This is a genomic window from Spirosoma harenae, from assembly GCF_054776975.1.
Genome location: NZ_BAAHBD010000031.1, coordinates 377269 through 403615, shown reverse-complemented (window position 1 = coordinate 403615; position 26347 = coordinate 377269). Strand labels below are relative to the sequence as shown.

Below are 26347 nucleotides of genomic sequence, written 5' to 3'. Positions count from 1 at the left end.
TCTCATTATTTCCGGTAGTCAAGTGCCGGTTTGCGGTCGCCGAGGAGGGCTTCGTATTTGAAATCAGCACCACGTTTCTGCTTCCATTCGGCAGTGGCTTTCTCGATAAGGGTCGGGGTTTTGAATAAATCAAGGGCGGTCAGAGCTAATGTTTTAGCAGCTACCAGCATTCCTTTCTGCCCAATACTCATACCACTGGCGGCTGTCGATTGCCAGCTATGCGCCGACGAACCCGGCACCCAGGTTGCGGTAGATAAACCAACGGTTGGAACTGTCCAGCTTACATCACCAACATCGGTCGAACCACCACTAACTGGATTGTCCGATGCATCGCGGAAGTCTTTTATGGTAGCCGCTTCTTCAATAGGTACTTTCTTGTCGAAGGTTTCGCTAATCTTCCTGGCAAATGCGGTTTCTTCCGGCGTATAGTTTACACCACCAACGGTTTTCAGATTCTGGTGCATTACTTCGGCCAGCGTCACGTTGGGAAGCAGATTGAAAACACCGCCCAGAACTTCCCAGGTGACCTGTGTACCTGTTCCCTTAGCAGCTCCTTCGGCCGCATTTTCGATTCGTTTCCAGACGCTTTGCAGAACGTCACGATCTTTATGACGGGCATAATAATACACTTCTGCATAAGCCGGAACTACGTTTGGTGCTTCACCTCCACGTGTAATAACGTAGTGAATGCGCGTATCCGACGGAATATGTTCCCGCATCATATTGACCATAAAATCCATCGCTTCGACACCATCTAAAGCCGATCGGCCCTTATCAGGCGCTGCGGCCGCGTGAGCAGCAATCCCTTTGAACCGGAATTTCGCATTTTTATTCGCCAGCGATGTTCCCGCATCAGCTGAATTGGCGGAGCCTGGATGCCAGTGCAACACTACGTCGACATCATTGAACAGCCCTTCACGCACCATGTAAACCTTGGCCGATCCACCTTCTTCTGCTGGGCAACCGTATATTTTAACCGTTCCCGAATGCCCCGACTTTTTGAGCCAATCTTTAATTTCCGTCGCTGCGGCTACTGAGGCCGTTCCGAACAGATTATGTCCACAACCATGCCCCGCTTTTTGCCCGGCTATAGGCGTAAATTCAGGCTTGGCTTCTGTAGCAAGACCAGGTAACGCGTCGTACTCGCCTAAGATTCCGATAACAGGTTTTCCCGAACCATAGGTAGCGACAAATGCCGTTGGAATCCCCGCTACACCAGTTTTCACATCAAAACCTTCTTTCTTGAGTTGCTCTTCTAATAGTGCCGAACTTTTCTCTTCCATGTAGCCCATTTCCGCGAAATTCCAGATTTGTTTGGAGATTCCGGCATATTCAGGAAACCGCTTATCCAGGTCAGCCAGGATAGTTTGTTTGTCTGGATCTACGGATGGCGCAGCCGCTTTCTTTGCTTTCGGTTGGGCAAGTGCAAGTACGGGCAGCAATAAAGCTGCAGTAAGAAATTGTGTTTTCATTCAGAGGACCAATTAGGTTGTAAACCGATAAAAATACGGCGAAAAGGGGATGTAGGCAAAAGAATAAAAGCCAAATTGCCTTTATCTTGAAATTTTGCATTTTATGCCAACCTCATCTGACCAATCTCATTTAGCCACTTACACTCGAAAATTTACCAAACTCAAACAAGGTGGTACACGGTATGGGAAAGCTCCTCATAAGCCCATATTTCTTCTTACACTTATCGAATTAATTGATAATAGAATTGTTATCGACAACTGTGTGGTTATTACGCCTGAATTAGTGGCGACGTTTAAGGAGAATTTTTCATTACTGGTCAAAACAACTCATAAAGACGATTTTACCCAACCATTTTTTTATTTGCAAAGTGATGGATTCTGGTTTCTTAAACCGAAAGCAGGCTATTCGATAGACACGCATATCCGAAGTGTCCAAACGCTTAGTGACCGACTTGATTTCGGTTATTTCGCGGATGGGTTGTACGATTTGCTACGGAATGACTATGCTCGTTTAGCTCTGAGAAATACCTTGCTCAATTATTATTTTTCAGATACAAAAGCTGAATTTTTGCGAGTTAAAAATGCTGGACGTAGTTATGTAAATGATTTGGAAGCGTACTTGCTGAGTGAAAAAACAAGCCCATACGCATTACTACAGCCGACAGATGATGAAGAAATCCGTTTCGTACGTGGAGGTTTATTCAAGAGATTAGTACCCAAGGTTTATGATTTTACCTGTGCTATTTCGGGTATGAAAGTGATTTCTGTAGATGGGTCTTCGTTAGTAGAAGCTTGTCACATTGTACCCATCAGCATTTCTGGAGACGATAAAGTCACAAACGGTATTGCGCTTTGTCCGAACTTGCATACCGCTTTCGATAAGGGCATGATCGGGATAAATGAACAATTACGGGTAGTGGTGTCTCCTTCTTTAGCCGATAACGTAGCGAGCCCTTACAACTTAAAGCAGTTTCATGGTCGGTCAATCCGATTACCGTTTAGCGAAATGCACTATCCGAAAATAGAGAGTTTTCGTGGCATATGCAGGAACGATTTAAGAAGTAGCTGGCGCATCAATTAATAAACGGTTGAGTTTATGCTTCCCTGATGCAACTGCAAGATGGGAAAAATAAGATCCCAGTCTTTTCCCCAGACGACACTACCTCTCTCAATTCGGAATCGCTGGAAGTTTGATAAACGCCAATATTTATTGTGTTGAGGATGAGGATAATTTTGTAGAAATGACCCAAAATCAACCACTTGTGTAGTCCCCTCAGAGAAACTTAGGCGTAACCGATGGTCGCCAGCGTATTCTGCTTCAGTTACAGTTAGTGTTCTCATAGTAGTAGTCGAATGACGTACAAAACATCTTAAAATTTCGTTATCTTGCCAATAATCAATTGCATAATAGTATGAATGCTTCCCTTGATTTAGAGCAACTCATTACTGAAGGTATAAAAGGTCTGCCACAGCAATATTTAAGCGAAGTTGCAGATTTTGTTCTATTTATCCGTCGTCGTGCTTTGCAACAGCAACCTTATGATTTGCAGGAAATCCGTCAGGAATTACATCTGCTGGATGCTCACGAACGTCAACATCTGGAAGACGAATTCAAGGATTTTGATCAACAGTTCCCTAAAGAATGAATCAGTACGTGAGCGATACAATGGCTATTGTATCCTATTTGAGTAAGCGTCGACTTCCACCTTCTGTAAAGCAAATTTTTCAGACAGCAGACGTTGGACTTTGTTCCATAATCATTCCAGCTATCGTTGCTGTAGAGGTAAATTATTTATCAGGGAAAGGGCGCATTGACGTATCATTAGCTGATTTAAAGCTTTACATTCAGCAGTATGATTCCTATCATTTTCAGCCTTTAACTTTAGAGATTATTGAGTCGAGTGTTCAGATCAATGATATTCCTGAACTACACGATCGATTAATTGCTGCAACTGCTCTTAGTATAGATAATCCACTCATTACGAATGATCCTCTCATTCAAGCATCTGCCTTTCTGGAAACTATCTGGTAATACTTACAGCTGAATTAAAATTCCCGAAAACTAAAAAAGCGCATCACCTTGTGAGTGACGCGCTTTTTAGTTTTATACTGTGGTTTGTTAATTAATAATTATCGGCGCGGGAAGAGAATTGGTTGAAAATCAGGCTGACGGCTTCCCGGATTTTGCCTTGCTGATTGGCGAAACCGTTGCTTGTGGTAAAACCGGATGCCCAGCCTGTCCAAACGACCTGATCGGTTTTCGTATCGACGAGGTTAATGAGGATCGTTCCTGACTGTACGTTAACATCCTGTTCATCGCCTAGGCTTTGTACTTCGCCGGGGCCAAAATAGTCGGTACCTGTGCTGGCATAGCCTTTGATGGTTGCTGGTTTGTCGAATACGCGGAAGTTAACCAGGAGATCCGCGTTTTGACGCATCAATCTGTAGCCTCGTCCGTCCATAGCAAAGCCAACGGCATCGCGTACTTGTCGTTTCAGATTCGCATCGTTCATGAAGTAGCGACTCTGATTCGCTTTGTTATCTACCTGTACGGCCCAGGTGTACGTTTTATAGCGGCTGAAGTCGGTGTTAGGTTTCGTTTCGCTATTGACGGTCACGTTCTGTGCCTGAGTCAGGCGGGTCGCCAGGAGTAAGACGGCGACAAAAAATAATCGTTTCATGTGTGTTGAGTATTTAATTCAAAGTGGTATTTGTTTTCATAACAACTCAGAGACAAAGCAAATTGGCTATTAAAAGGTAGTTAAACCTGTGTACTTTTACAGGAAAGTTTTCTCGCGATTCATTTTTCCACGCGCTATGCATTGCCTACGCTATTTGCTCATTCTGCCGTTTTTATTCTTTTTTTTGTTGACCAGTATGGCTCAGAAATCGGCCAAAACAACATCTGGTAATCCTGTTTTTCCGGGCTGGTATGCCGATCCAGAAGGGGTTATTTTTGGAAAGCAATACTGGATTTACCCCACGTATTCAGCCCCTTATAATCAGCAGGTATTTTTCGACGCGTTTTCATCGCCGGATCTGGTGAACTGGACAAAGCATAGCCGTATTCTCGATTCAACGGCAGTTAAATGGGCGAAACGGGCTATGTGGGCACCGGCTATTGTGGAAAAAGAGGGCAAATACTTCCTGTTCTTCGGAGCCAACGATATTCACGACGATAAAAAGGAAGTGGGCGGGATTGGCGTCGCCGTCGCCGACAACCCGGCTGGACCATTCAAGGATTATCTGGGCAAGCCGTTGGTCGGACAAATTCATAATGGCGCTCAGCCCATCGATCAATTTGTTTTCAAAGACAAAGACGGACAATACTATCTGATTTACGGTGGCTGGGGCCACTGCAACATGGCTCGTCTGAAGGATGATTTTACCGGATTTTTGCCTTTCCCCGATGGCACCACGTATCGGGAAATAACGCCAAAAAACTATGTGGAAGGTCCTATCATGTTTATGCGCAAGGGAATTTATTATTTCATGTGGTCGGAAGGGGGCTGGACGGGGCCGAATTACTCGGTCGCCTACGCGACCTCGTCATCACCTTTTGGCCCGTTTGAGCGCGTGGGAAAAATTCTTCAGCAAGACCCGACCGTTGCCAGAGGGGCTGGGCATCACTCCGTCATTCAACTTCCCGGAACCGACGATTGGTACATTATTTACCACCGTCGCCCACTGACTGAAACCGATGGAAATCACCGCGAAACCTGCATCGACCGCATGTATTTCGATGAAAAAGGCGGGATCGCGCCGGTTAAGATTACCGTTGACGGTGTAAAAGCGCAGCCGCTTCGCTAACTGATTCCTACGCTATTGATAGCGAATTTTAGTTTCTGGTGAGCCATAATTTACTGTATTCATTTATCATTCAGAAAGCTTCATAACTACTTCGTTGCCAAATTTGCTTACCGCCTATACTGATGGCGGGAGCTTTTGTATGCCCTAACCCCATCCTCCCGGGTCGAAACGAAGTTCATTTCCCTTCTATAAAATAGTGTTAATGCGTTTTTAATAGCCTGTTAAAATCGTATCGGAAGCTGATACGAAACGAGTAGCTTGTTGGCTTATATCGCTGTCTATTTGCACTATTGAAATAATAATCTGACACAGTACAAGAAAGTTAACAGGCTATTGAAACGATAAGCCTGCTCTGATTCTGTGCGCAGTTGATTCGATATCGACTGTCTGGTCATCAAGATTTGATCGCTATTTATTTCCTAAACCCTATTTTCTGTGATGATGAATAATCTCTATTCAATTCTGGTGCCGGTCTTTCTAATGACTAGTGCCGTATCGGCAAGTCCCTCTCTGCCAGTGAAAACAGGGAATGCCGCGCAGCAAACGGTATTTTTTTCTGGTAGGTATAGGTTGGAAATTCCCGTTAAGGGAAAGGTTTCGGATGCTAAAGGTGAACCACTCACAGGCGTCAGTGTGGTAGTTAAAGGGTCATCGACGGGTACGATTACCGATGCAGCCGGAAAGTATTCCATCAACGTACCCGATGGGAATGCCATTCTGGTTTTTTCCTTCATTGGCTTTACAAAGCAGGAAATTCCGGTAAATGCCCAGACAACGCTGGACGTCGTGCTTTCCGATGATGCAAAAGCACTGGAAGAAGTCGTCGTAACCGGGTATTCGTCGCAACGGAAGAAAGATATTACGGGGTCGGTAGCGATTGTCAAGGTGAGCGATTTACAGGCATTACCTGCTTCGTCGGCTGAAAATCAGCTACAAGGTCGGGCAGCCGGAGTTACCGTAATCAGCAATAATCAGCCTGGTAGTGTGTCGACTGTTCGGATTCGGGGATTTGCTTCGTTCACAGGGAATGACCCATTGTACATCGTGGATGGGGTTCCAACGGGCTCCCTGGTCGGAATTAACCCTGGTGATGTCGAATCAATGCAGGTGTTGAAAGATGCGGCTTCGGCTTCTATTTACGGAGCTCGCGCGTCAAACGGCGTTATTGTCGTAACCACCAAAAAAGGAAAAGTGGGGAGTGCGAAAGTATCGTACGATGTATCCTATGGTGTTCAGAATCCCGGCAAAGGATGGACGAATATGTTGAATCCACAGGAGTATGCCGATCTGCAATGGTTAGCACTTAAGAACTCCGGTCAGCCTCAGCAAAGCGTTCAATACGGCAAAGGAGCTACGCCCGTGTTGCCCGATTATCTGTTGGCGGGTACGGCGTCTGGTGTTAAAGAAGGCGATCCGGCAGCAAATCCGGCCCTGTATGATTTAAGTTACGCCAATCTGGCTAGTTCGACCTATGCGCCCTATCTTATTGTGAAGGCAAATAAACAGGGAACAAACTGGTGGAAAGAAGTGACGCGCAATGCACCGATCGCGAACCACAATCTCACGGTTTCGGGTGGCGCACCCGACAAGAGTCGATACCTATTCAGTTTCAACTATTTTAATCAGGATGGGATCGTCATCAATAACTTTTACAAGCGGTATTCGGCCCGTGTTAACACGGAATTTACCCTGAAAAAGAACATCCGAATTGGCGAAAACTTACAGGTATCCACAACACAGGCCAATGGAGCAGCGAACAATACCGAAGCCAGCGAACTGGCTCTGGCCCGCTATATTCTCCCCATTATTCCGGTTTATACTATTCGGGAGGGTGATTTTGCCGGAACAAAAGGAAATGGCTTAGGTACGGCCGACAACCCGGTAGCGGTCCGGGATCGTATCAAAAATAACCGCGCCAACGCGTTCGGCATTTTTGGTAACATGTACCTGGAAGTCGACTTCCTGAAGCATTTTACAGCCCGAACCAGTTTTGGCGGTTCGTATGGCACCAATGACTACACCAACTATCCGACTATTGAGTACGAAGGGTCTGAAAATAATCGGAACCCAACGCTGGCTGTCGGATTTTTCAAAAACCAATCCTGGACCTGGACCAACCAGATAAGCTATAAAAACACGTTTGGCGATCATAACCTTCAGGTGCTGGCCGGAACGGAAGCAGTGGAAGATGCGGGTAATCGGATCGAGGGGTCGCGTAGTACCTATTTTACCTACACGAATCAGAATGCCATTACCCTCAGTTCGGGCACGGCGAATCAGTTGGTGAGTGGTTTTCCGAATACACCAGCGTCGTTATTTTCACTCTTCGGCAAAGTCGACTATGAGTATAAGAACAAATATTTAGCTAGTGTAACGGTCCGGCGCGATGGTTCGTCACGCTTTGGTCCGGATAATCGTTACGCCGTTTTCCCATCGGTCTCGGCGGGCTGGCGTATCTCGGAAGAGTCGTTCCTGAAAAATGTGCTCTGGCTGACGGACTTAAAACTGCGCGGAAGCTATGGAATGATGGGCAATCAGCGCATTAATCCAGCTAATCAATATACCCAGTTTGCTACAAGCAGGAGTGCCGCTGCCTATGATATTGCGGGTACAAACAACAACCCACAAGCTGGCTACTACCTGTCGTTTATTGGCAATTCGGCTGGAAAATGGGAGACAAACGTGTCGACGAATATCGGATTCGATGCGACATTATTCGGCGGTAAAACAGACATTAGCTTCGACTGGTATCAGAAAAAGACCAACGATCTGTTATACACCGTTGAGCAACTGGCCACAGCGGGCGGTATTGCCTCCCAAAACCCTCCGTTTTTCAATGTAGGCAGCATGAAAAATACCGGTATCGATCTGGCGATTTCGCAGCGGGCTAATCTGAGTGACGTAAAATTGGATGCGACGCTAACGTTCACAACGTATGCGAACGAAATCACCAAAATCGCGGATGGCATTACGTATTTCGATTATAACAGTCCGCTGAATGAGCAAAACCGGATTGGGGGCGTATTTACCCGGAATGCCGTCGGTCATCCGATCAATGCTTATTTTGGGTATGACGTAATCGGCCTGTTTCAAAGTGCAGATGATGTGGCCAAATCGCCAACGCAGCAGAGTGCAGGACCGGGCCGTTTTAAATATAGAGATGCCAACGGTGATGGGAAAATTGATGCAAACGATCGCGTTTTCTTTGGGAATCCAAACCCTACATTCACCTACGGATTAAACCTGAATCTGGCGTATAAAGGGTTTGATCTGGCCGGATTCTTTTACGGCGTTCAGGGCCGGGATGCGATCAATTACGCCCGATTTACGACGGATTTCTACGCGCAGGGCGTCACCAACAAGAGCAAAGATGCCCTCTACAATTCCTGGCGGCCCGACAATCTGGGTGCAACCGTACCGATTCAGGAAACGGTGGGTAATTTCAGCACCAATGCCATTCCAAATTCCTACTACAAAGAAGATGCGTCGTACCTCCGGTTGAAAAACCTGAGCCTGGGTTATACGCTGCCAACACCATTGTTGAGCCGGGTTGGGGTTGATCGACTGCGGGTGTACGTACAGGCTACGAACCTATTTACGATTACACGCTACACGGGTCTGGAACCTGAAATTATCAGTACGGACGATCGGGCTGCGGGCATCGATGCGAATGCCTATCCGGCCGTCAAGCAATACCTCGTTGGCGCCAGTCTTACCTTTTAATCCATTACTCCAATGCGAAAGTTTTTATATATACTCCTGACTCTGGGCTTTGTAGTTAGTGGACTCATTAGCTGCGACAAAGCCTATCTGGATCGAAGTACATACGGTACACTCGATGCAATGACCCTGGCAAATAAGAATGGAATCGAATCGCTGTTGATTGGCGCTTATGCCGTTCTGGATGGCTATAGTGTAGGTACCACAACAATTGGTTCCTGGTCGAGTGCGGCTTCCAACTGGATTTACGGCAGCATAGCCGGGGGTGATGCCCACAAAGGAAGTACAGGAACTGATCAGCCGGAAATCAACACGATCGAAAATTATACGCCCATCCCGACCAACGGATTTTTTAGCGATAAATGGAAAGCCGTTTACGAAGGCATAACGAGAGCAAACATTGTTCTGAAAACGATGCCCGATGCTCCGGATATATCAGCTGCGGATCGCAAGCGAATTGAAGGGGAAGCGCGATTCCTGCGGGCGCATTACCAGTTCGAAGCCAAAAAAATGTGGAATCAGGTGCCGTTTATCGATGAAACGATGACTGATTTTCAGGTGCCTAACGTTAAAGTGAACGTCGCAAATAATCAGGATATCTGGCCAAAAATACAGGCTGATCTCCAATTCGCGTACGACAATCTGCCCGAATTACAGGGGGCCGTTGGTCGGGTTAACAAATGGGCTGCCGGGGCTATGTTGGGTAAATGTCTGCTCTTTCAGAAAAAATATGCAGAAGCCAAAACGGTACTGGAGCAGGTCTATCAACGAGGTACAAATCCGTTGGGTGTTAAGTATGGGCTCCTAGATAGTTATCAGGATAATTTTAACGCAGCGACCAAGAACTCGAAAGAGTCGGTATTTGCGGTTCAGAATTCGGTAAATGATGGGGCCACTGCTGCCAATGCAAACTACGGCGATGTATTGAATGCGCCCTATGGCGGCCCGTTCGATTGCTGTGGTTTTTTCCAGCCTTCGCAGGATCTGGTGAATTCCTACAAAGTAAGCGCAACCGGATTGCCGAACGTCGATACGTATAACACAAACCCAGTCACGAGCGATGAAGGAATTGCCATTACCGATGCGTTTACGCCTTATGCCGGTTTGCTGGATTCGCGTCTGGACTGGACCGTTGGTCGTCGGGGTATTCCGTACCTGGATTATGGTCTGCATCAGGGAATTAGCTGGCAGCGCGATCAGGCATACGGTGGTCCTTACAACACCAAAAAGACGGTATATTATAAAGCGCAGAAGGGCGCGCTGACGGATGCATCGTTCTGGGCCAGTACGGTAACGGCCATCAATGTAAACCTAATTCGTTTTGCCGATGTCATTCTTTGGCTGGCGGAATGCGAAGTAGAAGCGGGTGGTCTAACAAAAGCCAGAGCCTACGTGAATGAAGTGCGGGCGAGGGCTGCTAAACCCAGCAGTTGGGTTATGAAAGATGGTACCACAACGCCCGCAGCGAATTATAAGGTTGGTTTATACGAGCAGGCCTGGCCCGATCAGGTCACGGCCCGAAAAGCAGTTCATTTCGAGCGAAAACTGGAATTGGGTATGGAAGGACACCGCTTTTTCGATCTGGTTCGCTGGGGTGAGGCCGAAGCTACTATCAACAAATATCTCCAGTATGAAAGTACCATACGTACCTATCTGGCTGGTGCGAAATTCATAGCCGGGAAGCATGAATATTTCCCGATTCCGCAACGCCAGATCGACCTGAGCAATAATGTACTTAAGCAGAATACGGGCTATTGATTGTAATGAAGATTCTGAAGCCCCTCTCCTGTAGTAGGAGAGGGGTTGGGGTGAGGTGGAATCCTCGAATTGACTTTTCCCTCACCCCCGGCCCCTCTCCCAAAACGGGGAGAGGGGAGAAAACTCAAAACTCTATCATTCCTGCGGATTGCTATTCCAGAGTTGTTTGCGGAAAGTTTGCGGGTTGCTGTTTTTAATGAGCCGAAACTGTCGGTTGAAATTAGAGAGGTTCTGAAAACCACACTCGTAGCAGATTTCAATGATCGACAGATTGGTATCCGTCAACAATTGGCAGGCATGGCTAATCCGAAGCTCGTTAATTAGATTGATCAGGGTTTTGTGGGTGCGTCGTTTAATGAACCGGCAAACCGACGGGACGGACATATTCATCAGATCCGCAATTTCGCTAAGGGCAATCCGGCGTTGATAGTGCTGGGAAATGTAATCGAAAACCAGGCTTACTTTCTCACTTTCAACCGGATTACTCCCTTCGATAATCTGGGTAGACAGCGTGCGTAGATGAGGAGATTCGGCCAGCGTGGTCAAAATATCCAGCAGGGTTATCAACCGGCGCATGCCTTCCTGCTGTGGTAGTTCCAGCATCCGGGCCGTTACGTATTCTTTGGTAGGCCCCAGGATTTCAAGACCTAAAGCAGCTCGCTGAAACAACTGGCGGATAGCGATCATTTCCGGAAGATCAACAAAGGAATCACCGAGGAAGTCTTCCAGAAAATGCACGATAACCGATTCTGCCCAGTGATCCGTCGAATGTTGGTAAAAAAGGGAATCGTTGCGGTAGATATGCGGTACGTTGGAGCCAATAAAAACCAGATCACCGTCGGTGAAATCGCCAATGCCATTCCCAATAATTCGCTGTCCGTGACTCTTGACAACCAGCACCAGTTCGTATTCCGGGTGAAAATGCCAGGGCGTCGGGAAGTACGGATAAACAAAATTATAGAGCTTAAAGGAAGATCGCTCGGTGGCTGGAAGTTTCTCTAATAGGGCTTTCATAGACTGTTAAAATCGTATCGCCTTCTGACTCAAAGCTAGTAGAATTTCGTTGTTTTTGCCCGTTTTTTTGCATTATGAAAGTAATATACTATTTGTGATAAAGAAAATTAACATCAACGTTTTATGTCTGTTTATCAGTTATCGGAGGTTCAGATAGCCCAATATCATGCGGACGGCTACCTGATTGTTCCGGCCTTATTTTCGTCGGTAGAAATTACGAAACTCTATCAGGTAGCCCTGGACGACGCCACCATTTCCCGTAACTCGTATGATTTGAATGATCAGTCGGGACGGAAAACCAAACTGGCCTTGTGGTTCACGCCGGGAAACGATATGTATAGCCTATTGACCCGTAGTGAGCGAATCGTTCATTCGGTGGATAAACTACTGGAAGGGTCATCACCCGTGTGTCATTTTCATTCGAAACTGATGCAGAAAGAGCCGCACGTAGGTGGCGCCTGGGAGTGGCATCAGGATTATGGCTACTGGTATAAAAACGAATTTTTGCTGCCCGACCAGATGTTTTCGGTCATGGTTGCCATTACCGAAGCAACCAAAGAAAACGGATGTTTGCAGGTGATTAAAGGTTCACATAAAATGGGTCGGATTGAGCATGGTTTCGCGGGCGAACAGGTGGGGGCTTCCCAACATTATGTAGATCTGGCTTTGAAAACAATGTCGCTTGTTTATGTGGAGTTAAAACCGGGCGATGCGCTATTTTTTCACAGTAATCTCCTGCATCGTTCCGAAGCCAATTTGTCGAAAAATGCGCGCTGGTCGCTTATTTCGTGCTACAACCGTCAGGGGAATGTGCCTTATAATGAGGTCTCTACATCCTGCATTACACCCCTGGAAACCGTACCCGACGATGCACTCCTGACCTGGGATGTCGCCGGAATTGCAGACCAGACGGATTTTCTCAATAAAGAAAACGACGTATCGCTGACCTAATCCGATGTAGCTTACACGTACTTAGTACTCACAGTTAATTCGTATCCTATGGCCATTGTAATTCCTGCACATACCAATTCCGCAACCGCCGTATCCAGTACATACAATTACAGCTATATCTATCTGCTCAGCACGGTCGCTGCGTTGGGCGGGCTGTTGTTCGGGTTTGATATGGCTATTATTTCAGGAACCGTACGCTTTTTCAGCGATTATTTTCGACTGGATACCGTCGAAACGGGCTGGGCTGTTGGGTGTATTAATCTCGGTTCGGCGGTAGGAGCACTAGTTACCGGAAAACTGAGTGATTCGTTAGGTCGCAGGAAATCGCTGTTGTTGTGTGCGCTCCTGTTTGCCATATCGGGTGTGGGTACGGGTTGGGCAACAGGGTTTACGACGTTCATTTTTTTTAGATTATTGAGTGGAGTGGCAGTAGGAGCGGCTGCGCTGGTATGCCCTATGTACATTGCCGAAACGGCTCCTGCACCCTTACGAGGACGTTTAGTGGCGATCTATCAATTGGCGATTACATCTGGTATTCTGCTGGCCTATCTCGCCAATTATCTTTTACTGGATACCGGCGAAAACAACTGGCGATGGATGTTTTCGTCGCAGTCGCTCCCCGCCATTTTTTTCTTTTTCAGCCTTTTCCTCGTCGCCGAAAGCCCTCGCTGGCTCATTCGGAAACAGCGCGACGATCTCGCCCAGCAGGTGTTGACGCGAATCGGTGGCGTTAGCTACGCCCGTCAGGAAATTGAAACGATCCGCCAGAGCTTTGCGCAGGAAATAGAGGAGAATATCCGGAATGTTTTCAGCAAAGACCTGTTTGGAATTGTACTGGTGGGGATAGGAATTGCTGTTTTTTCGCAGGCCGACGGTCAGAATTCGTTGTTTTCGTATGCTCCTCAGATTTTTCAACAGGCGGGTATGGCCGAAGACTCGGCTTTTCTGCAATCGGTTATTCTGGGATTGATCAATTTTACGTTTACGTTTTTTGCCATCGGAACCATCGATAAAATTGGCCGCAGATCGTTATTGCTGTATGGTTCGGCGCTCCTTTGTCTCGATGCACTGGCGTTGGCAACCGCCTTTTATTTTCAGTGGCCCAGCTACTGGGTTCTGACGTTCGTGCTGGGTTTCATTGCGATTTATGCCGCTACACTGGGGCCCGTTACCTGGGTGGCGCTTTCCGAAATTTTCCCCAACCGAATTCGGGGCAATGCCATGGCTTTGTCAACGCTTGCCTTATGGATCGCTAATTTCTTCACAACAGCATCGTTTCCGATTATGAAAGCCAACTTTGGTCTGCCCATTACTTTCGGCATTCATGCAGGTATCTGTCTGATTTACTTTGTGTTCGTGAAAGCCAATGTGCCGGAAACTAAAGGTAAATCACTCGAAGAAATCGAACGACTGTTGACAAAAAACAAGTGAAACTGAGTATTATTCGCTGGCTCAGAAATGATTTGTGCCGTATTAATTAGCTATTTTGAATAGCAATACACTATTGACTGGTTCTGCATAGGGGCCAGGCAGTTTAGGTTGGTTATAAGTCAGGAGTTCTTTACTAAAGGGCTCCTGCTTCATTGCCTTCATTTAACCCCCAACCCCCTGAAGGGGGCTCTATTTGACTATGAGTGGCTTAAGCCCCTTCAGGGGGGTGGGGGTAACACGATTATTCTGAAATGGCATTACTCTAATGTCGACTGATTCTCAGTCAAGAACCCTTACTGAATGAAGACTTTTTTGCTGCTGATACAGTACTTCGTCTATCGTCCGATCTTCATTTTTCTACTGCTCCTTGTCGGCTTCGACGCATCAGCTGGAAATATATTTTCGGTTAAATCTGACGGCTACGAATTTTATTGGGATATAGCCAAAGACTCCGCGTTACTCCGAAAAGAAAAGCCCGCTCAAACGCTCTGGAAAGGCAGTCTGTTGCCCGCTTTCTGGCTGCAAACCGCATCTGGCGATCGACAATACGTGAAAGCTACCCTTATCGACGCTTCTGATCTACGCGAAAACGGTGGCAGGGTAAAACTGTCATTCGGTACATTGGGAAATGGTAGTATAGAGCTGGCCTATAGCCAGGGCGTGATTCGTATGACCCGGCTAACCATCGACTGGACTGGAGCGCCCCCTCGGTTGATCTCGATGTATTTTGGTACGTCGCCCCTGCGAACCGAAGAATCCATCCCGGCTTCCTCGCGTGACTATCCTTTCTGGCCAGATTGGGAAGCCGCCGGGATTTGTATTCCGAGTGCGAAGGGAAATCCTGTTCAGAGTTTTTTTCGCATGTGGGATTTAGGGCAGGCTATCTTACCGCTGGGAAGTTTCGGGCCAAGTCTGGGAACACCTTATGCGGCAGCCTTTCCCCGACCATTCTACAGTTGCGCAATGGGGAATCAACCAGGCTGGATCGTTTTGGGGGCTGGAAGCATTCCCGACGCGGCCATGGTGTATAAGATTCAATCGTCCAACGGATGTCTACAGTATCTGTACCGGGAAGATTTATGGAGTAAAACGACACCTGCTCAGCGTATCTGGAATGAGCCATTACGGATCACCTGGGCAGCAACGGCCTACGACGCTTATAAGACGTATTTTGATTCATTTGGTCCGCTTGCGCCTTTGTCCGCCCATCATCAGGTGAATGTCTGGAATACCTGGGGAGATTTTAAAAACCGCGATTTCAATTTGAAAGCTATTGCCGACAAAGCCGTAGCGTTTAAAGCCGACTTGTTCGCCATTGATGATTCGTGGGAGAGTTTTCAGGGGAGTGGTTTGTGGTATGAAGCGCGTTTCCCGACCTATAAGCAGGATCTGGATTACGTTCGAGCGAAAGGGCTAAAGATTGGGTATTGGCAGAATATACTCTGGATAAACAAAGCCGATGAATTCGGACTTACCGCGGCCGATTTGCTCTGCGGAATCGACGGGCTGCCTGTGAAAACGTCTTGGAATATGAATCCGCACGGAGGTGGGCACTATTGTCTGGACCCCAGTTCGCCGAAAGCTGTAGCGCTGATCCGAAGTCGGACGCAACGAATCGTAAAGGAGTTGAAACCGGATTTGCTAAAACTCGACTTTGGGTACGGAATCCCCAGTCCCGACGTTGCGACGGCTCGTAATCCTGCGTTCAGAGGAGAAAATCTGGCGTATACCTTGCTCAAACTAATTGCGGATGCGGCACGTGAAATCAACGCGGATATTACGATTCAGTACTATTCTATTCATCCATTATTTCGCGGAGTGCAGAATCTACTGGCGCTGGACGATCTGGGTGATGCGGGTGGGCGTGAAGCTGAAGGACATGGCCAGTGGAGCGTCTGGAGTTCATTGGCGGGTCAGCAGGGAATGCCCATTATGGCGTCGAGTGGGTATGACTGGAATGCCGATGAAGACGTATTACTAAACACCGCTATTATTGGTGCACAGGGGGCTGTTTTGCCTCGTAAACTGGACGATGGTGCCCCCGTGCCTCCGCAGAAAATTAGCAAACGTGTAGCACTGGCGCTCTGGCATCGTCAAACGGTGGGTTGGACTCCTTTGTGGCTCAACAGTCAGAAAGGGAACTTTTCGCAGGAGCCAACGCCCAATTGCTGGGGACGGCTGGAAAATAACCAACTGACAGCACTTGCTTTACGGGAAAGCTCGATTCCTTTTGATAAATCAGCCATTCGGGCCATGCAGTGGCGTGGTCGATGGGCGATCATTTCGCAGGACGAGCACAGTATTTTCGATACGAAGAAACTCGCTTTAATTCCATTTGATGGCGGTTCGATAGAACTCTCACGAGTGAAGAAACCGACTAAAGTAGTGGTGGTTACGGACGGATCAGAGAAACCGTTCAATAGCTGGACGTGGAAAAATGGTCGACTAACCATACATAGTGATCCTGTACGAAATAACCCTTCGGTAAATGGCTTTCTTGTTTATCAATAAATTGATGAAAAGACTTCTTGTTTTATACATTTTATGCCTAGCGACTGGCGCGTTTGCCCAGCAAAAGTCTAGTCGAACCCGTCTCTTTGATTCGGATTGGCGATTTTTAAAAGACAGTACGATTCAGGCAGAACGGCCTGGCTACAATGACATGAACTGGCGAAAGCTAGATCTTCCTCACGACTGGAGCATCGAAAACTTACCCAACCCGGCTGTGGATAAGGTTTCAGGGCCGTTTTCGCGGGCAAGCGTCGGCGGCACCTCGACGGGGTATACTGTTGGTGGAACAGGATGGTATCGTAAAGCCTTTACGCTCAGCCCATCAGAGCAAAAGAAAAACGTATGGATTCAGTTCGATGGCGCGTATACGGAAACCGATGTCTGGCTAAATGGGCATCATTTGGGCTATCATCCGTATGGATATACGCCGTTTTACTACGATCTAACGCCGTATCTTTCGCCGTCAGGACAAGCTAATGTACTGGCCGTTCGCGTAAAAAATTTCGGTCAAAATAGTCGTTGGTATACGGGGTCCGGAATTTACCGGCATGTATGGCTAACCGTTGCCGACCCTATTCATATTGCCCCGTTTGGTTTGTCGATCACTACGCCACAGGTTTCCCAACAATCGGCTCAGATACAGATTACTACAACGCTGATCAATACAACGAAAAGCCAGGGATCTCTTGCTTTACAAACGACGTTGATTGGGCCGGATGGCAAACGTATTAGCACAAATCAACAGTCTGTAGTGATTCCGGCGCCTGGGAGTGCGGAAGCTAAACAACTATTAATCGTGGCTAAACCGCAACTATGGTCGCCGGAAACGCCCCATTTGTATCGGGCAACGGTTGTGTTGGTAGCGGGTAAAAAACGGCTGGACAGTGTAACGACAACGGTTGGAATTCGATCAATTGAATTTGACGCAAAACGAGGATTTGTCCTGAATGGAAAACGAGTTCTGCTAAAAGGGGGGTGTATTCATCACGACAATGGACCACTAGGTTCTGCTGCTATTGACCGGGCCGAAGAACGCAAAGTAGAACTGTTGAAAACCAACGGATTTAACGCCCTTCGCACCAGTCATAATCCGCCATCAACGGCGTTATTGGATGCCTGCGACCGACTGGGTATGCTGGTCATTGACGAAGCGTTTGATATGTGGCAGCGGCCTAAAAAACCCCAGGATTACCACCGTTTTTTCGATGCCTGGTGGCAGCGCGATTTGTCTGCTATGATTCACCGCGACCGAAACCATCCGTCAGTTATTCTGTGGAGTATCGGCAATGAAATCAACGAACGCGCCGACCCCTCTGGATTGGCAATTACCCGACAATTGACGGACGAAGTACATCGACTTGATCCAACTCGACCCGTAACCGAAGCGCTTTGTGTATTCTGGGAGCATCCTGGAAAAGTTTGGGAAGACTCCGATAAAGCGTTTGCGATCCTGGATGTAGGTGGCTACAACTACGAATGGAAACATAACGAATCTGACCACAAGCGCTACCCTGAGCGGATTATTGTCGGCACAGAAACCTTCGCCAAAGAAGCGTTTGAAAACTGGCAGCAGGTTGAAAAACATCCATACGTCATTGGTGATTTCGTCTGGACGGCTATGGACTACATGGGTGAAACGGCTATTGGACATACGATTATCCAGCCTAAAGCCGATAAAGACAGCACGAAAGCTGTATTGCCCTGGCCCTGGTTCAATGCCTGGTGCGGTGATCTGGACCTGATTGGTCAGAAGAAACCGCAGTCCTATTATCGCGATGTTGTCTGGCGAAACCGGCCTATTGCGATGGCGGTTCACAGTCCTATTCCAGATGGTATGAAAGAAACAGTGACAAATTGGGGCTGGCCGGATGAACAACAAAGCTGGTCCTGGTCGGGAGCCGAAGGTAAGCCGCTTCAGGTGCGTGTTTTCTCCCGCAGCTCGCTGGTACGACTAGAATTAAACGGCAAACTCATTGGCGAACAACATTTGCCAGATAGCACGATCACCACCAATTTTACGGTTCCTTATCAACCCGGACTCTTAAAAGCCACAAGCTTTGAAAACGGCAAACTAACAGGCACCGTCGAACTACGCACCGTAGGCAAACCGCATCGACTTCGCCTAACTGCCGATAGATCGACCCTCCGCAATGATCGTAACGACCTGTCGTACGTGACCGTTGAGGTAGTCGATGAACAAGGGCAGGTTATTCCTTCGGCAGCGGTTTCGGTTGATTTTCAACTATTTGGATTTGGTGAACTGGCAGGGGTTGGAAATGCAAACCCAACAGATGTAAGCAGTTTTCAGCAACCTCGAAAAACAACGTTTCGCGGAAAATGTCTGGCTATTGTTCGCCCAAAGGGCATAACGGGCGATATTACGCTAAAAGCTAGTTCAGCTGGATTGACATCGGATGAACTGCGTATTAGGGTCAGAGAGAATTGATTGAAAATGGTAGTTAAAAGGCCACAATCGTACAGAAGAATAACTTAGGGTATAGTACTATTGCGCTGATCGCCAGTTTCTTATTGTATGCCCGTAAACGGCATAGAATACCAGATAGAGGTAGCAGGGGATAAGTACCCAGTAGGCCTGCCGTAAGGAGTATTGATCGGCAAAATAGCCGTAGACCAACGGCATAATCGCATTGCCGCAAAGTCCCATAATCATCAACGATCCGCCTGCTTTGGTAAATCGTCCAAGTCGATCCAGAGCCAGCGGCCAGATGCCCGCCCAAATCAGCGAATTGGCTAACCCCAAACTGACTAGAAACCAGAGAGATATGTCGGCTTGGTAGCCTAGCAAAGCCACATTGCCGTGCGCAAACAGAATTCCCAGACTAAAGAATAGTCCAAGGAATGTGCAGACGCGCAGGGCGTTTACCTGTCGTATGAACGTAGGAATGGTAACAATGCCGACGAGATATCCGCAAATTGTTCCGAAGAGAATATAGGCTGGAAATCCTTTCGCGTCGAGCAACGAAATGCCCATCGACCCAGCGTAACCAATTACCGTATCAATAGCAATAACCTGAGAGCCAACGTGAAAGAAGATGCCGATAGCGCCTAGCACCAGATTTGGAAATTGCAGAACGTTGGTTTTTTCAGAATTAGCTATCGATAGCTCTTCACTTTCTTGCTCGGTATCGATTTCGGGTAGTGGAGAAAAACGGATAAAAATGCCCAAGCCTAACAAAACGATACTGACGCAGGCATACGGCACAATAACCCGCTGAATCAACTCATCCAGCGCCAGGCTCCGGTCGGTGGGAGACATACTGGGCAATTGTTTGAACAGTTCGGCATCTGATGTCTTCAGGATGACAGCCGCAAAGAGCAACGGGGCCAAAATGCCCGCCATTTTGTTACAAATGCCCATAATGCTAAATCGCTGGGCCGCCCGTTCGATGGGACCTAGAATCGTGATGTACGGATTCGACGCCGTCTGAAGAATGGCTAGTCCAGTTCCAATTGTAAACAGACCTGTCAGAAACAGGCCGTATGTTCGGGTGTAAGCTGCCGGAACAAATAATAATGCCCCAAGCGACATAATAAAAAACCCGACCATCATGCCCCGCTTAAAGCCTACTCTTTTTAACAAAACTGACGCAGGCATCGACATAACCAGATAGGAAATATAGAAGGCGAAGGCAACCAGATACGACTCGAAATGGGTTAACTCACAGGCTATTTTGAAATACGGAATCAGGATGGAGTTGATCCAGGTCACAAAACCGAACACGAAAAACATGATACCCACAATTAGAATAGGGCCCGTTGTATTTCGCTTTGGTAAGACTGCTTGATCGATTGCGTCAGGGGTCAGCATAGCCGGTAGAAATTAGGTCAGTTTGCGATTACTCCGTAAGAATCCCGATCTACGTACAGTGTGCAATGTGGATGTTGACGAAGAATGGACGCGGGGCAACTGGTCGAAATAGGGCCAGTCAGCATGATTTTGATTGCTTCGCGCTTAGTTGGGCCAGGCACGACGCAGAAAAGAAATTGACCCGATAGTAAAGTTGGGATGGTCAGCGTCAGGGCTTCTTCTGGAACATCGTCGAAGGTAGGGAAACAGCCATCGTTCACCTGTTGCTGGCGGCAAACGTCATCTAATTGGACACGCTTTATGATGTCTGGATCGTTAAAATCAGCCACGGGTGGATCGTTAAACGCCAGGTGTCCATTTTCACCAACGCCCAGGCAAACAATATCGATGGGTGCTTGGGTGATTAGGTGAGCATACCGCTCGCAAGCAGCAACGGCTCCTGCGGAATCGTCGATTAAATGGACTTGTCCTGGGCGGACTTTGCTAAATAGTTTTGTCGTCAGAAAATGAGCGAATCGTTGTGGAGAATCCGGCGCTAGTCCTACGTACTCGTCCATGTGGAATACGTCAATCCTCCTCCAGTCGATTCCTTCGGCAGTAGCTAGATAGTCCAGCATTTCATTCTGAGAAGGAGCGGCTGCAAATACAATACGCAAGCGGTCTTTTTCGGTCAATAGCTCCTTTATTTTAGCCGCAACCGCCTGACCAGCCGCAACTCCCATTTGTTGACGGGTATCGAATATATGTACTTGTAATTCATCAATCTGCTCAATTTCTGGCACCATACTCCTGGATTTTCTTGTTGAGATTTGATTTTCTATAACATTTCCTCACCTCTGACCCCCTCTCCTGTTTTAGGAGAGAAGAGCAGGTACGCCTGTATGGTTTTAGACTGTTGGCTCCCAGCCTTTCTGGTACTCGCGTTGCCAGAGTTTCTCAGCTTCTTTATTGTTTTTTATGTGCCCGTTGGATGGATCAACGCTAAGAGTTCCACCTGAACGGAGAGCAATATTACCCAATTGGCAAAGCAACGTGCTTTTGTGACCACCGACGATATCAGAAGCAAGAGCCGTTCCTTTTTTGATGCTATCGAAGAAGTTTTGGATATGGATAGCATCCAGCGCCTGCGACGGATTCATTCGATTACGTGGGTCAATCTGAAGGTCGTTTTTGACTTCTTTAACCAATTTATTCTCCAGATCGAAGATTTTGTAGGAATTGCCGGATTCGATCAGGAGCGAACCCGATTCGCCGTAAAACATAACCCCTACGCTATTGCCTTCGACGGTTCGCCCGTTGCAGCTTCGACCTTCCCAACTCATGGCGGTGTTGTTGGCGAATTCTAAATTAATTACCTGCGTATCGGGTGCTTCCCAGTCGTCTTTGTACCGATAGCGGCCGCCCGACGAAGTGACTTTTGTTGGGAAATCGACGCCCAAACCCCAACGCATCAGATCGAGCATGTGGGTGCCATTGTTGAGCGCTTCGCCGGTACCCCAATGCCAGAACCAGTGCCAGTTGTAGTGAATAAGGTTGTCTTTGAAGGCCCGGCGAGGAGCGGGGCCCTGCCATAAGTCGTAATTCAGCCAGGTAGGAACGGGAGCTTCTTTACCAATCCCAATCGACGCCCGATTGTTGGTGTACCAGCCTTTGGCAAAATAAGGCCGACCGATTATACCGTTTTGCAACTCCTTGATTCCCTGCGCTACATTAGGCCACGATCGTCGCTGGTTGCCCATCTGAATCACGTTCTTGTATTTTTTGGCGACGGCCAGCAAGAGTTCGCCTTCGTGCGGATTATGGCTGCACGGTTTTTCTAGATAAACATGTTTTCCGGCTTTGGATGCCAGGATGGCAGCGGGCGCGTGCCAATGATCGGGCGCAGCAATAATTAAAGCGTCCATGTTCTTGTCTTCCAGCGCTTTTCGGAAATCGGGCTGAGTCTTCGGTTTTGTCTGTTGAAGCCCTTCGACGGTAGATACGCATTTTTCAGCCGCCCTTGTATCAACATCCGATATAGAAATAACCTCTGCGTTGGGCTGGAGAGCGAAGTTACTGGCCAGCGCGAGGCCACGACTATTAACACCCATCATGCCGACCCGTACTTTTTCATTGGCTCCCAGAATCCGGGCGTAACTTTTGGGGCTGAAACCGGGAAGAATACCGCCTACCGATAAGGCCGCTGTGCCGATAATGGATTGACGAAGAAAGCGTCTGCGTGCGTTCTCAGAAGAGTCATTTTTCGGGATCGTCATGCTGATTGGTATCGTTTGTGAACAGGAAGTAAGTTCGGGGAATTGCGCTTTATCGGATGAAGCTTGTTTTGAGCTTTTGTTACTCTTCTCTTTACCCAGCGGATAGCTTGTTTTGGTCAATTCCAGTCAACGATGACTGCTGTATAGCCCGGAATCCGTTTCATACTACCGTCAATGCTCCGGCTTGACTTTATGGCTTGACAAACGCAAGTCATTTTGTGGAATCCTGACGCTATATAGGCCCAAAATCGCTAGCTATCATCTTAGATCGACTCGTTGTCAATTTGTAGTAACGACCTTAGGTTAGTTAACTTACTTTTGACATAGTAGAACATACCCTATAACGTTGTTCACTTTCCGCTAAACGTGAAATTACTCCATATACTCCTGTCGATTCTTGGTTTAGGCATCCTGACATCGTGTCGGAATTCCAGCTATCAGAAAAAGAATGGTTCGATCTATTTTAAAGACATACTGATCAGTTCGGCTGATTATGAATCGTTTGAATTCCTGAACGATGTATTTGCGCGGGATAAAAACCAAGCTTATTACCGGGGGCGATCCATTGATGGCTCTATTGGAGCTACCTTTTCTGCACTCGATGAGCATTATGGCAAAGACCAGACGTCAGTTTTTTATTGTGACAATTACATCGATTTTAAGCTATTCGAAACGACCCGGAAAAATAAAATAGTCCAGGTTTCTTTGGCTGATGCGAGTTCATTTCAGGTGCTGAATAGCGAATATGCAAAGGATAAAATTCGTTGTTATTACCAAGGCAAAGGCTTCGCTGTGAAGGATATAGCTTCCTTCGAAGTACTTTCCTATGATTTTGCAAGAGATAAGGAAATTGCCTATTTCGATTTAAAGCCCACACCCGGTAGCGAAGGTGGCTCATTTGCTGTGTTGAGTAAGAATTTCTCGAAAGATGGTCAGCATGTTTATTATTCCTGGACTGTAGTCGATACGGGTGAATCAGCAGGTATTCGCGTAATTGAGAAGGCTGACCCGGCGAGTTTCGAAGTGATGAATATGTATTATGCCAAAGACAATTCTCGCGCTTATTATCAGGATAAGCCGTTGAAAGACGCCGATCCTGCAACGTTTAAGCAGTGGGATAACTATACCATTAATTACGCGGCTGATCGTCAACGCATTTATTACCATGAGAAACAGCTAAAAGTCGCCGATAAAGCCACGTTTAAGCTATTAAACGATGACTATGCTCAGGATAAAACGAGCGTTTTTTACGAAGAAAAACCATTAGACGGGTGCTCCGTTGCGACTTTTCAGGTGTTAGAACTGGGCTATGCAAAAGATGGGAAACACGTCTATCATAACGGGAAACTACTGAAAGGGACAGAGCCTGCTTCATTCAATCTGGTGAGCAATGAAGCCCATCGGGATGCGGCTGATAAAACGCATTCGTATAAAGAAGGACAGCGAGTGAACCTTTCTGAACTGCAATAGCGACAGTTAAATTAAACCCATATCGTCACGAAGACTAACTCATGAAAATAGTTGGTATTACTCTGCTTGCTGGTGTAATCGGCTATATCCTGATCGCGTTTCTAAGTTACTTTCTGATTGGTAAATTTTCATCGAATAGCCACGACCGAGGTGTGGAAGCTAGTATAACCAGCATTTTTGTCTATGGTCCGATTGGCTTTGTTTTGTTCTTTATCGCGGGCTATTTATGGGCCAAAAGCTAGTTCTCAGAATTGTAATTGTCTCATAAAGAGTAGGTAAGTCGATTAATAATCGTATACGTGCTCAATTTTCACCTGTTGATCCTGAATAAGTCGGATGGTTTTGTGTAATCGGGTGACTGTCGTTACCAGCGCAACTCGTTTCAAACCGGGTTTGGTGACGATCGGTTGTGTGAATACGGGTTGAAAATCGTCTGAAATAGGTTTCCAGGTTTCTGGAGCCAGTACGGTAAGTAGAAGCGCTGAGTTGTTTCCCGCAATTTCCCGGAACGTAACGCCTTGTTCGACAAGGGCCGATACGGCTGGATTGAACGCTTCGTAACGGGGCAGCAGAAGTAACGCCGAATGATCAGGGTACGTTTGCAAAAGTTTGGCTTTCGACACCGTTGGGAAAGTAGCGGGAGCCTTATCAACAATGATGCCGGTAGTGAGAAGAGCTTCATCGTAAGCCGCTTTGGTGCCCAGTTTAATGAGATACCCATAGCCCGCTTTTACCAGTAATTCCGTCAACAACATATACTTCCGTTCGCACTTGCGGATAAAATGAGGACCGAAAAAAGAAGTACCGCGGAGTAACTTCGGAATACGGGACGTAAAGTCGAATTCGTACCAGGGCAGCACGCGAATAAAATCGACGTAATCCTGGGTAAACTGTGCATTGAATTTATCCTCATCCGTTACTACTGCTCCATTTTTCGGATCAGTCAATCGTCCTACAACGGTTTCGTAAAGTGCTTTCAGTGCGTATTCGACGGTCGTGCTTACCCCAATCACCCAAATCATAACATGATAGCCGGTATTGAACGGGAACGCTTCTTTGATTTGGTCGTACATAACGCCGTAACTCTGCCAGAGCTGCCGAACGTGACTCATGTAAGGAAATGTTGTGGTTGTATGTCCATGCGCATAATCCGCAATTTCGGCTGGACTATGCACCAGAAACCATTCTGGAAAGGTCAGAAATGTCTGATCGGCAGGCCGGACGTGCTCGGCGGGTGTTACCGGATGCGGATTGCTGACCAACCAATCTTTGGGTACTACGCAACCCTTCCCGGCCGGAATGGTCAGGTTATTCCGTTTGCTGCGGAAAAACAGAAAAATGGCCAGTACGACCATAATAACCGTCAGAATCGGGAGTCGAAGCATGTAGTACGCTTAGTTATGTTATTGCAAATTTTGTCATCCTGACCGCAGGGAAGGATCTTAAAGTATCCTCACTTGAGTATTAGGGTATTATAAGATTCTTCCTTCGTCAGAATGACAAAAAATAGTATTAATGATTCCACTCTAAACCAGCCGTTCGAAACTCGATTTGGCGGCTACCTTGACCAGCGAAATCAACATCGATAATCATATTCTTTGCTGCTTTCATCTTCTTAATCAGCTCTTGTTCAGAATTGAAAAAGATGATGTTCGCACTACCATTTTCAGCGGCTGAAAACATATACATAGCAGGTGGACTTTTGTCGAATCGGACGCGAGCCTGACCTTCCTGATAGCTTCGGTTAAACTGACCTTTCGATATCTGAATGTACAAATGCGTATCATCCTCCCGTTTTCGAATGGTCAGTGTAGCAATTGCCCCACCATTATATGGAAAATCAAACTCCAATAAATTAGGCGAGTTAATCGATGCTTTGTAAACCGTACGCCCTTCTTTATCAGTTGTCTTTGTATACGCCCAGCTCTCACTTCCCGCGACATCACCTTTGCCGTTTGTAATGGGTTGCTTTTCAACTCCAGAACCAGCACCAGCAGGGACTTCTGCCTGCGGACTGGCTACAACCGAATCCGGTGCGCTTGCCTGACTCGATTCTTTCTTGCTGGAGCAACCCCAAAGCACAGACAGACCCGCTATGAAAAGCAGGTAACGCATTCGATGAATTC

21 protein-coding genes are annotated in these 26347 nt (G+C 47.2%); 12 read left to right on the top strand and 9 right to left on the bottom strand.

All coding sequences use genetic code 11. From position 1 onward, the window contains the following. Nucleotides 1–5 precede the first annotated feature (5 nt). Nucleotides 6–1472: an amidohydrolase gene (locus ACYVE4_RS29365; RefSeq protein ID WP_461043976.1), complete on the bottom strand. Its 1467-nt coding sequence runs from the start codon at nt 1470–1472 to the stop codon at nt 6–8. Nucleotides 1473–1575: 103 nt separating this feature from the next. Here ACYVE4_RS29365 and ACYVE4_RS29360 point away from each other — a divergent pair, with 103 nt between their 5' ends. After that, the gene (locus ACYVE4_RS29360; protein WP_461043975.1) at nt 1576–2553 is read left to right on the top strand and encodes an HNH endonuclease; all 978 of its coding nucleotides are present in this window, start codon (nt 1576–1578) and stop codon (nt 2551–2553) included. Here ACYVE4_RS29360 and ACYVE4_RS29355 read toward each other — a convergent pair. Further along, the gene (locus ACYVE4_RS29355; RefSeq protein WP_461043974.1) at nt 2550–2813 is read right to left on the bottom strand and encodes a DUF2442 domain-containing protein; all 264 of its coding nucleotides are present in this window, start codon (nt 2811–2813) and stop codon (nt 2550–2552) included. The two genes, ACYVE4_RS29360 and ACYVE4_RS29355, sit on opposite strands and share 4 nt — an antisense overlap. A gap of 71 nt (nt 2814–2884) precedes the next feature. Here ACYVE4_RS29355 and ACYVE4_RS29350 point away from each other — a divergent pair, with 71 nt between their 5' ends. Together ACYVE4_RS29350 and ACYVE4_RS29345 are read left to right on the top strand one after the other, a co-directional pair. After that, nucleotides 2885–3118 carry a hypothetical protein gene (locus ACYVE4_RS29350; RefSeq protein ID WP_461043973.1) on the top strand — a complete coding sequence of 78 codons (234 nt, stop codon included), beginning with the start codon at nt 2885–2887 and terminating at the stop codon, nt 3116–3118. Then, the gene (locus ACYVE4_RS29345; protein ID WP_461043972.1) at nt 3115–3504 is read left to right on the top strand and encodes a type II toxin-antitoxin system VapC family toxin; all 390 of its coding nucleotides are present in this window, start codon (nt 3115–3117) and stop codon (nt 3502–3504) included. Before ACYVE4_RS29350 ends, ACYVE4_RS29345 begins: the two co-directional genes overlap by 4 nt. 91 nt (nt 3505–3595) lie before the next feature. On the opposite strand, the gene ACYVE4_RS29340 is transcribed toward ACYVE4_RS29345, so the two are convergent. Beyond that, nucleotides 3596–4153, bottom strand: a complete 558-nt coding sequence (locus ACYVE4_RS29340; protein WP_461043971.1) for a DUF4136 domain-containing protein — start codon at nt 4151–4153, stop codon at nt 3596–3598. A gap of 196 nt (nt 4154–4349) precedes the next feature. On the opposite strand from ACYVE4_RS29340, the gene ACYVE4_RS29335 reads away from it, so the two are divergent. The 3 genes from ACYVE4_RS29335 (at nt 4350) to ACYVE4_RS29325 (ending at nt 10760) form a co-directional block, all read left to right on the top strand. Beyond that, complete coding sequence (locus ACYVE4_RS29335) at nt 4350–5282, top strand: glycoside hydrolase family 43 protein (protein ID WP_461043970.1); 933 nt, start codon at nt 4350–4352, stop codon at nt 5280–5282. A gap of 438 nt (nt 5283–5720) precedes the next feature. Continuing rightward, nucleotides 5721–9005 carry a SusC/RagA family TonB-linked outer membrane protein gene (locus ACYVE4_RS29330; protein WP_461043969.1) on the top strand — a complete coding sequence of 1095 codons (3285 nt, stop codon included), beginning with the start codon at nt 5721–5723 and terminating at the stop codon, nt 9003–9005. Between the two features lie 12 nt (nt 9006–9017). Next, complete coding sequence (locus ACYVE4_RS29325; RefSeq protein WP_461043968.1) at nt 9018–10760, top strand: RagB/SusD family nutrient uptake outer membrane protein; 1743 nt, start codon at nt 9018–9020, stop codon at nt 10758–10760. Between the two features lie 135 nt (nt 10761–10895). On the opposite strand, the gene ACYVE4_RS29320 is transcribed toward ACYVE4_RS29325, so the two are convergent. Further along, the gene (locus ACYVE4_RS29320) at nt 10896–11774 is read right to left on the bottom strand and encodes an AraC family transcriptional regulator (protein WP_461043967.1); all 879 of its coding nucleotides are present in this window, start codon (nt 11772–11774) and stop codon (nt 10896–10898) included. A gap of 123 nt (nt 11775–11897) precedes the next feature. Here ACYVE4_RS29320 and ACYVE4_RS29315 point away from each other — a divergent pair, with 123 nt between their 5' ends. From ACYVE4_RS29315 to ACYVE4_RS29300, 4 genes are all read left to right on the top strand, one after another. After that, nucleotides 11898–12725, top strand: a complete 828-nt coding sequence (locus tag ACYVE4_RS29315) for a phytanoyl-CoA dioxygenase family protein (protein ID WP_461043966.1) — start codon at nt 11898–11900, stop codon at nt 12723–12725. 48 nt (nt 12726–12773) lie between these two features. Next, nucleotides 12774–14156: a sugar porter family MFS transporter gene (locus ACYVE4_RS29310; protein WP_461043965.1), complete on the top strand. Its 1383-nt coding sequence runs from the start codon at nt 12774–12776 to the stop codon at nt 14154–14156. A gap of 300 nt (nt 14157–14456) precedes the next feature. Then, complete coding sequence (locus tag ACYVE4_RS29305) at nt 14457–16667, top strand: alpha-galactosidase (protein WP_461043964.1); 2211 nt, start codon at nt 14457–14459, stop codon at nt 16665–16667. A 4-nt stretch (nt 16668–16671) separates the two neighbouring features. Beyond that, the gene (locus ACYVE4_RS29300; RefSeq protein ID WP_461043963.1) at nt 16672–19113 is read left to right on the top strand and encodes a glycoside hydrolase family 2 TIM barrel-domain containing protein; all 2442 of its coding nucleotides are present in this window, start codon (nt 16672–16674) and stop codon (nt 19111–19113) included. Between the two features lie 57 nt (nt 19114–19170). Here the strand turns inward: ACYVE4_RS29300 and ACYVE4_RS29295 are convergent, their stop codons facing one another. From ACYVE4_RS29295 to ACYVE4_RS29285, 3 genes are all read right to left on the bottom strand, one after another. Continuing rightward, the gene (locus ACYVE4_RS29295; protein WP_461043962.1) at nt 19171–20496 is read right to left on the bottom strand and encodes a sugar MFS transporter; all 1326 of its coding nucleotides are present in this window, start codon (nt 20494–20496) and stop codon (nt 19171–19173) included. A 17-nt stretch (nt 20497–20513) separates the two neighbouring features. Then, nucleotides 20514–21281: a glucosamine-6-phosphate deaminase gene (locus ACYVE4_RS29290; RefSeq protein WP_461043961.1), complete on the bottom strand. Its 768-nt coding sequence runs from the start codon at nt 21279–21281 to the stop codon at nt 20514–20516. A gap of 102 nt (nt 21282–21383) precedes the next feature. Beyond that, nucleotides 21384–22751: a Gfo/Idh/MocA family protein gene (locus tag ACYVE4_RS29285; protein WP_461044018.1), complete on the bottom strand. Its 1368-nt coding sequence runs from the start codon at nt 22749–22751 to the stop codon at nt 21384–21386. 366 nt (nt 22752–23117) lie between these two features. Here ACYVE4_RS29285 and ACYVE4_RS29280 point away from each other — a divergent pair, with 366 nt between their 5' ends. Beyond that, complete coding sequence (locus ACYVE4_RS29280) at nt 23118–24221, top strand: DKNYY domain-containing protein (RefSeq protein WP_461043960.1); 1104 nt, start codon at nt 23118–23120, stop codon at nt 24219–24221. Nucleotides 24222–24262: 41 nt separating this feature from the next. Beyond that, nucleotides 24263–24463: a hypothetical protein gene (locus tag ACYVE4_RS29275; RefSeq protein WP_461043959.1), complete on the top strand. Its 201-nt coding sequence runs from the start codon at nt 24263–24265 to the stop codon at nt 24461–24463. A 42-nt stretch (nt 24464–24505) separates the two neighbouring features. Here ACYVE4_RS29275 and ACYVE4_RS29270 read toward each other — a convergent pair whose 3' ends face one another. Beyond that, nucleotides 24506–25606 carry a hypothetical protein gene (locus ACYVE4_RS29270; protein WP_461043958.1) on the bottom strand — a complete coding sequence of 367 codons (1101 nt, stop codon included), beginning with the start codon at nt 25604–25606 and terminating at the stop codon, nt 24506–24508. A 127-nt stretch (nt 25607–25733) separates the two neighbouring features. Then, complete coding sequence (locus ACYVE4_RS29265) at nt 25734–26336, bottom strand: hypothetical protein (RefSeq protein WP_461043957.1); 603 nt, start codon at nt 26334–26336, stop codon at nt 25734–25736. Nucleotides 26337–26347: the final 11 nt, after the last annotated feature.

Coding starts and splice junctions, on each gene's coding strand:
- ACYVE4_RS29310 (WP_461043965.1), top strand. CDS start 12,774: ATGGCCATTGTAATTCCTGCACATACCAATTCCGCAACCGCCGTATCC.
- ACYVE4_RS29360 (WP_461043975.1), top strand. CDS start 1,576: ATGCCAACCTCATCTGACCAATCTCATTTAGCCACTTACACTCGAAAA.
- ACYVE4_RS29325 (WP_461043968.1), top strand. CDS start 9,018: ATGCGAAAGTTTTTATATATACTCCTGACTCTGGGCTTTGTAGTTAGT.
- ACYVE4_RS29315 (WP_461043966.1), top strand. CDS start 11,898: ATGTCTGTTTATCAGTTATCGGAGGTTCAGATAGCCCAATATCATGCG.
- ACYVE4_RS29330 (WP_461043969.1), top strand. CDS start 5,721: ATGATGAATAATCTCTATTCAATTCTGGTGCCGGTCTTTCTAATGACT.
- ACYVE4_RS29300 (WP_461043963.1), top strand. CDS start 16,672: ATGAAAAGACTTCTTGTTTTATACATTTTATGCCTAGCGACTGGCGCG.
- ACYVE4_RS29305 (WP_461043964.1), top strand. CDS start 14,457: ATGAAGACTTTTTTGCTGCTGATACAGTACTTCGTCTATCGTCCGATC.
- ACYVE4_RS29265 (WP_461043957.1), bottom strand. CDS start 26,336: ATGCGTTACCTGCTTTTCATAGCGGGTCTGTCTGTGCTTTGGGGTTGC.
- ACYVE4_RS29285 (WP_461044018.1), bottom strand. CDS start 22,751: ATGACGATCCCGAAAAATGACTCTTCTGAGAACGCACGCAGACGCTTT.
- ACYVE4_RS29335 (WP_461043970.1), top strand. CDS start 4,350: ATGGCTCAGAAATCGGCCAAAACAACATCTGGTAATCCTGTTTTTCCG.
- ACYVE4_RS29290 (WP_461043961.1), bottom strand. CDS start 21,281: ATGGTGCCAGAAATTGAGCAGATTGATGAATTACAAGTACATATATTC.
- ACYVE4_RS29355 (WP_461043974.1), bottom strand. CDS start 2,813: ATGAGAACACTAACTGTAACTGAAGCAGAATACGCTGGCGACCATCGG.
- ACYVE4_RS29350 (WP_461043973.1), top strand. CDS start 2,885: ATGAATGCTTCCCTTGATTTAGAGCAACTCATTACTGAAGGTATAAAA.
- ACYVE4_RS29320 (WP_461043967.1), bottom strand. CDS start 11,774: ATGAAAGCCCTATTAGAGAAACTTCCAGCCACCGAGCGATCTTCCTTT.
- ACYVE4_RS29345 (WP_461043972.1), top strand. CDS start 3,115: ATGAATCAGTACGTGAGCGATACAATGGCTATTGTATCCTATTTGAGT.
- ACYVE4_RS29275 (WP_461043959.1), top strand. CDS start 24,263: ATGAAAATAGTTGGTATTACTCTGCTTGCTGGTGTAATCGGCTATATC.
- ACYVE4_RS29340 (WP_461043971.1), bottom strand. CDS start 4,153: ATGAAACGATTATTTTTTGTCGCCGTCTTACTCCTGGCGACCCGCCTG.
- ACYVE4_RS29365 (WP_461043976.1), bottom strand. CDS start 1,472: ATGAAAACACAATTTCTTACTGCAGCTTTATTGCTGCCCGTACTTGCA.
- ACYVE4_RS29295 (WP_461043962.1), bottom strand. CDS start 20,496: ATGCTGACCCCTGACGCAATCGATCAAGCAGTCTTACCAAAGCGAAAT.
- ACYVE4_RS29270 (WP_461043958.1), bottom strand. CDS start 25,606: ATGCTTCGACTCCCGATTCTGACGGTTATTATGGTCGTACTGGCCATT.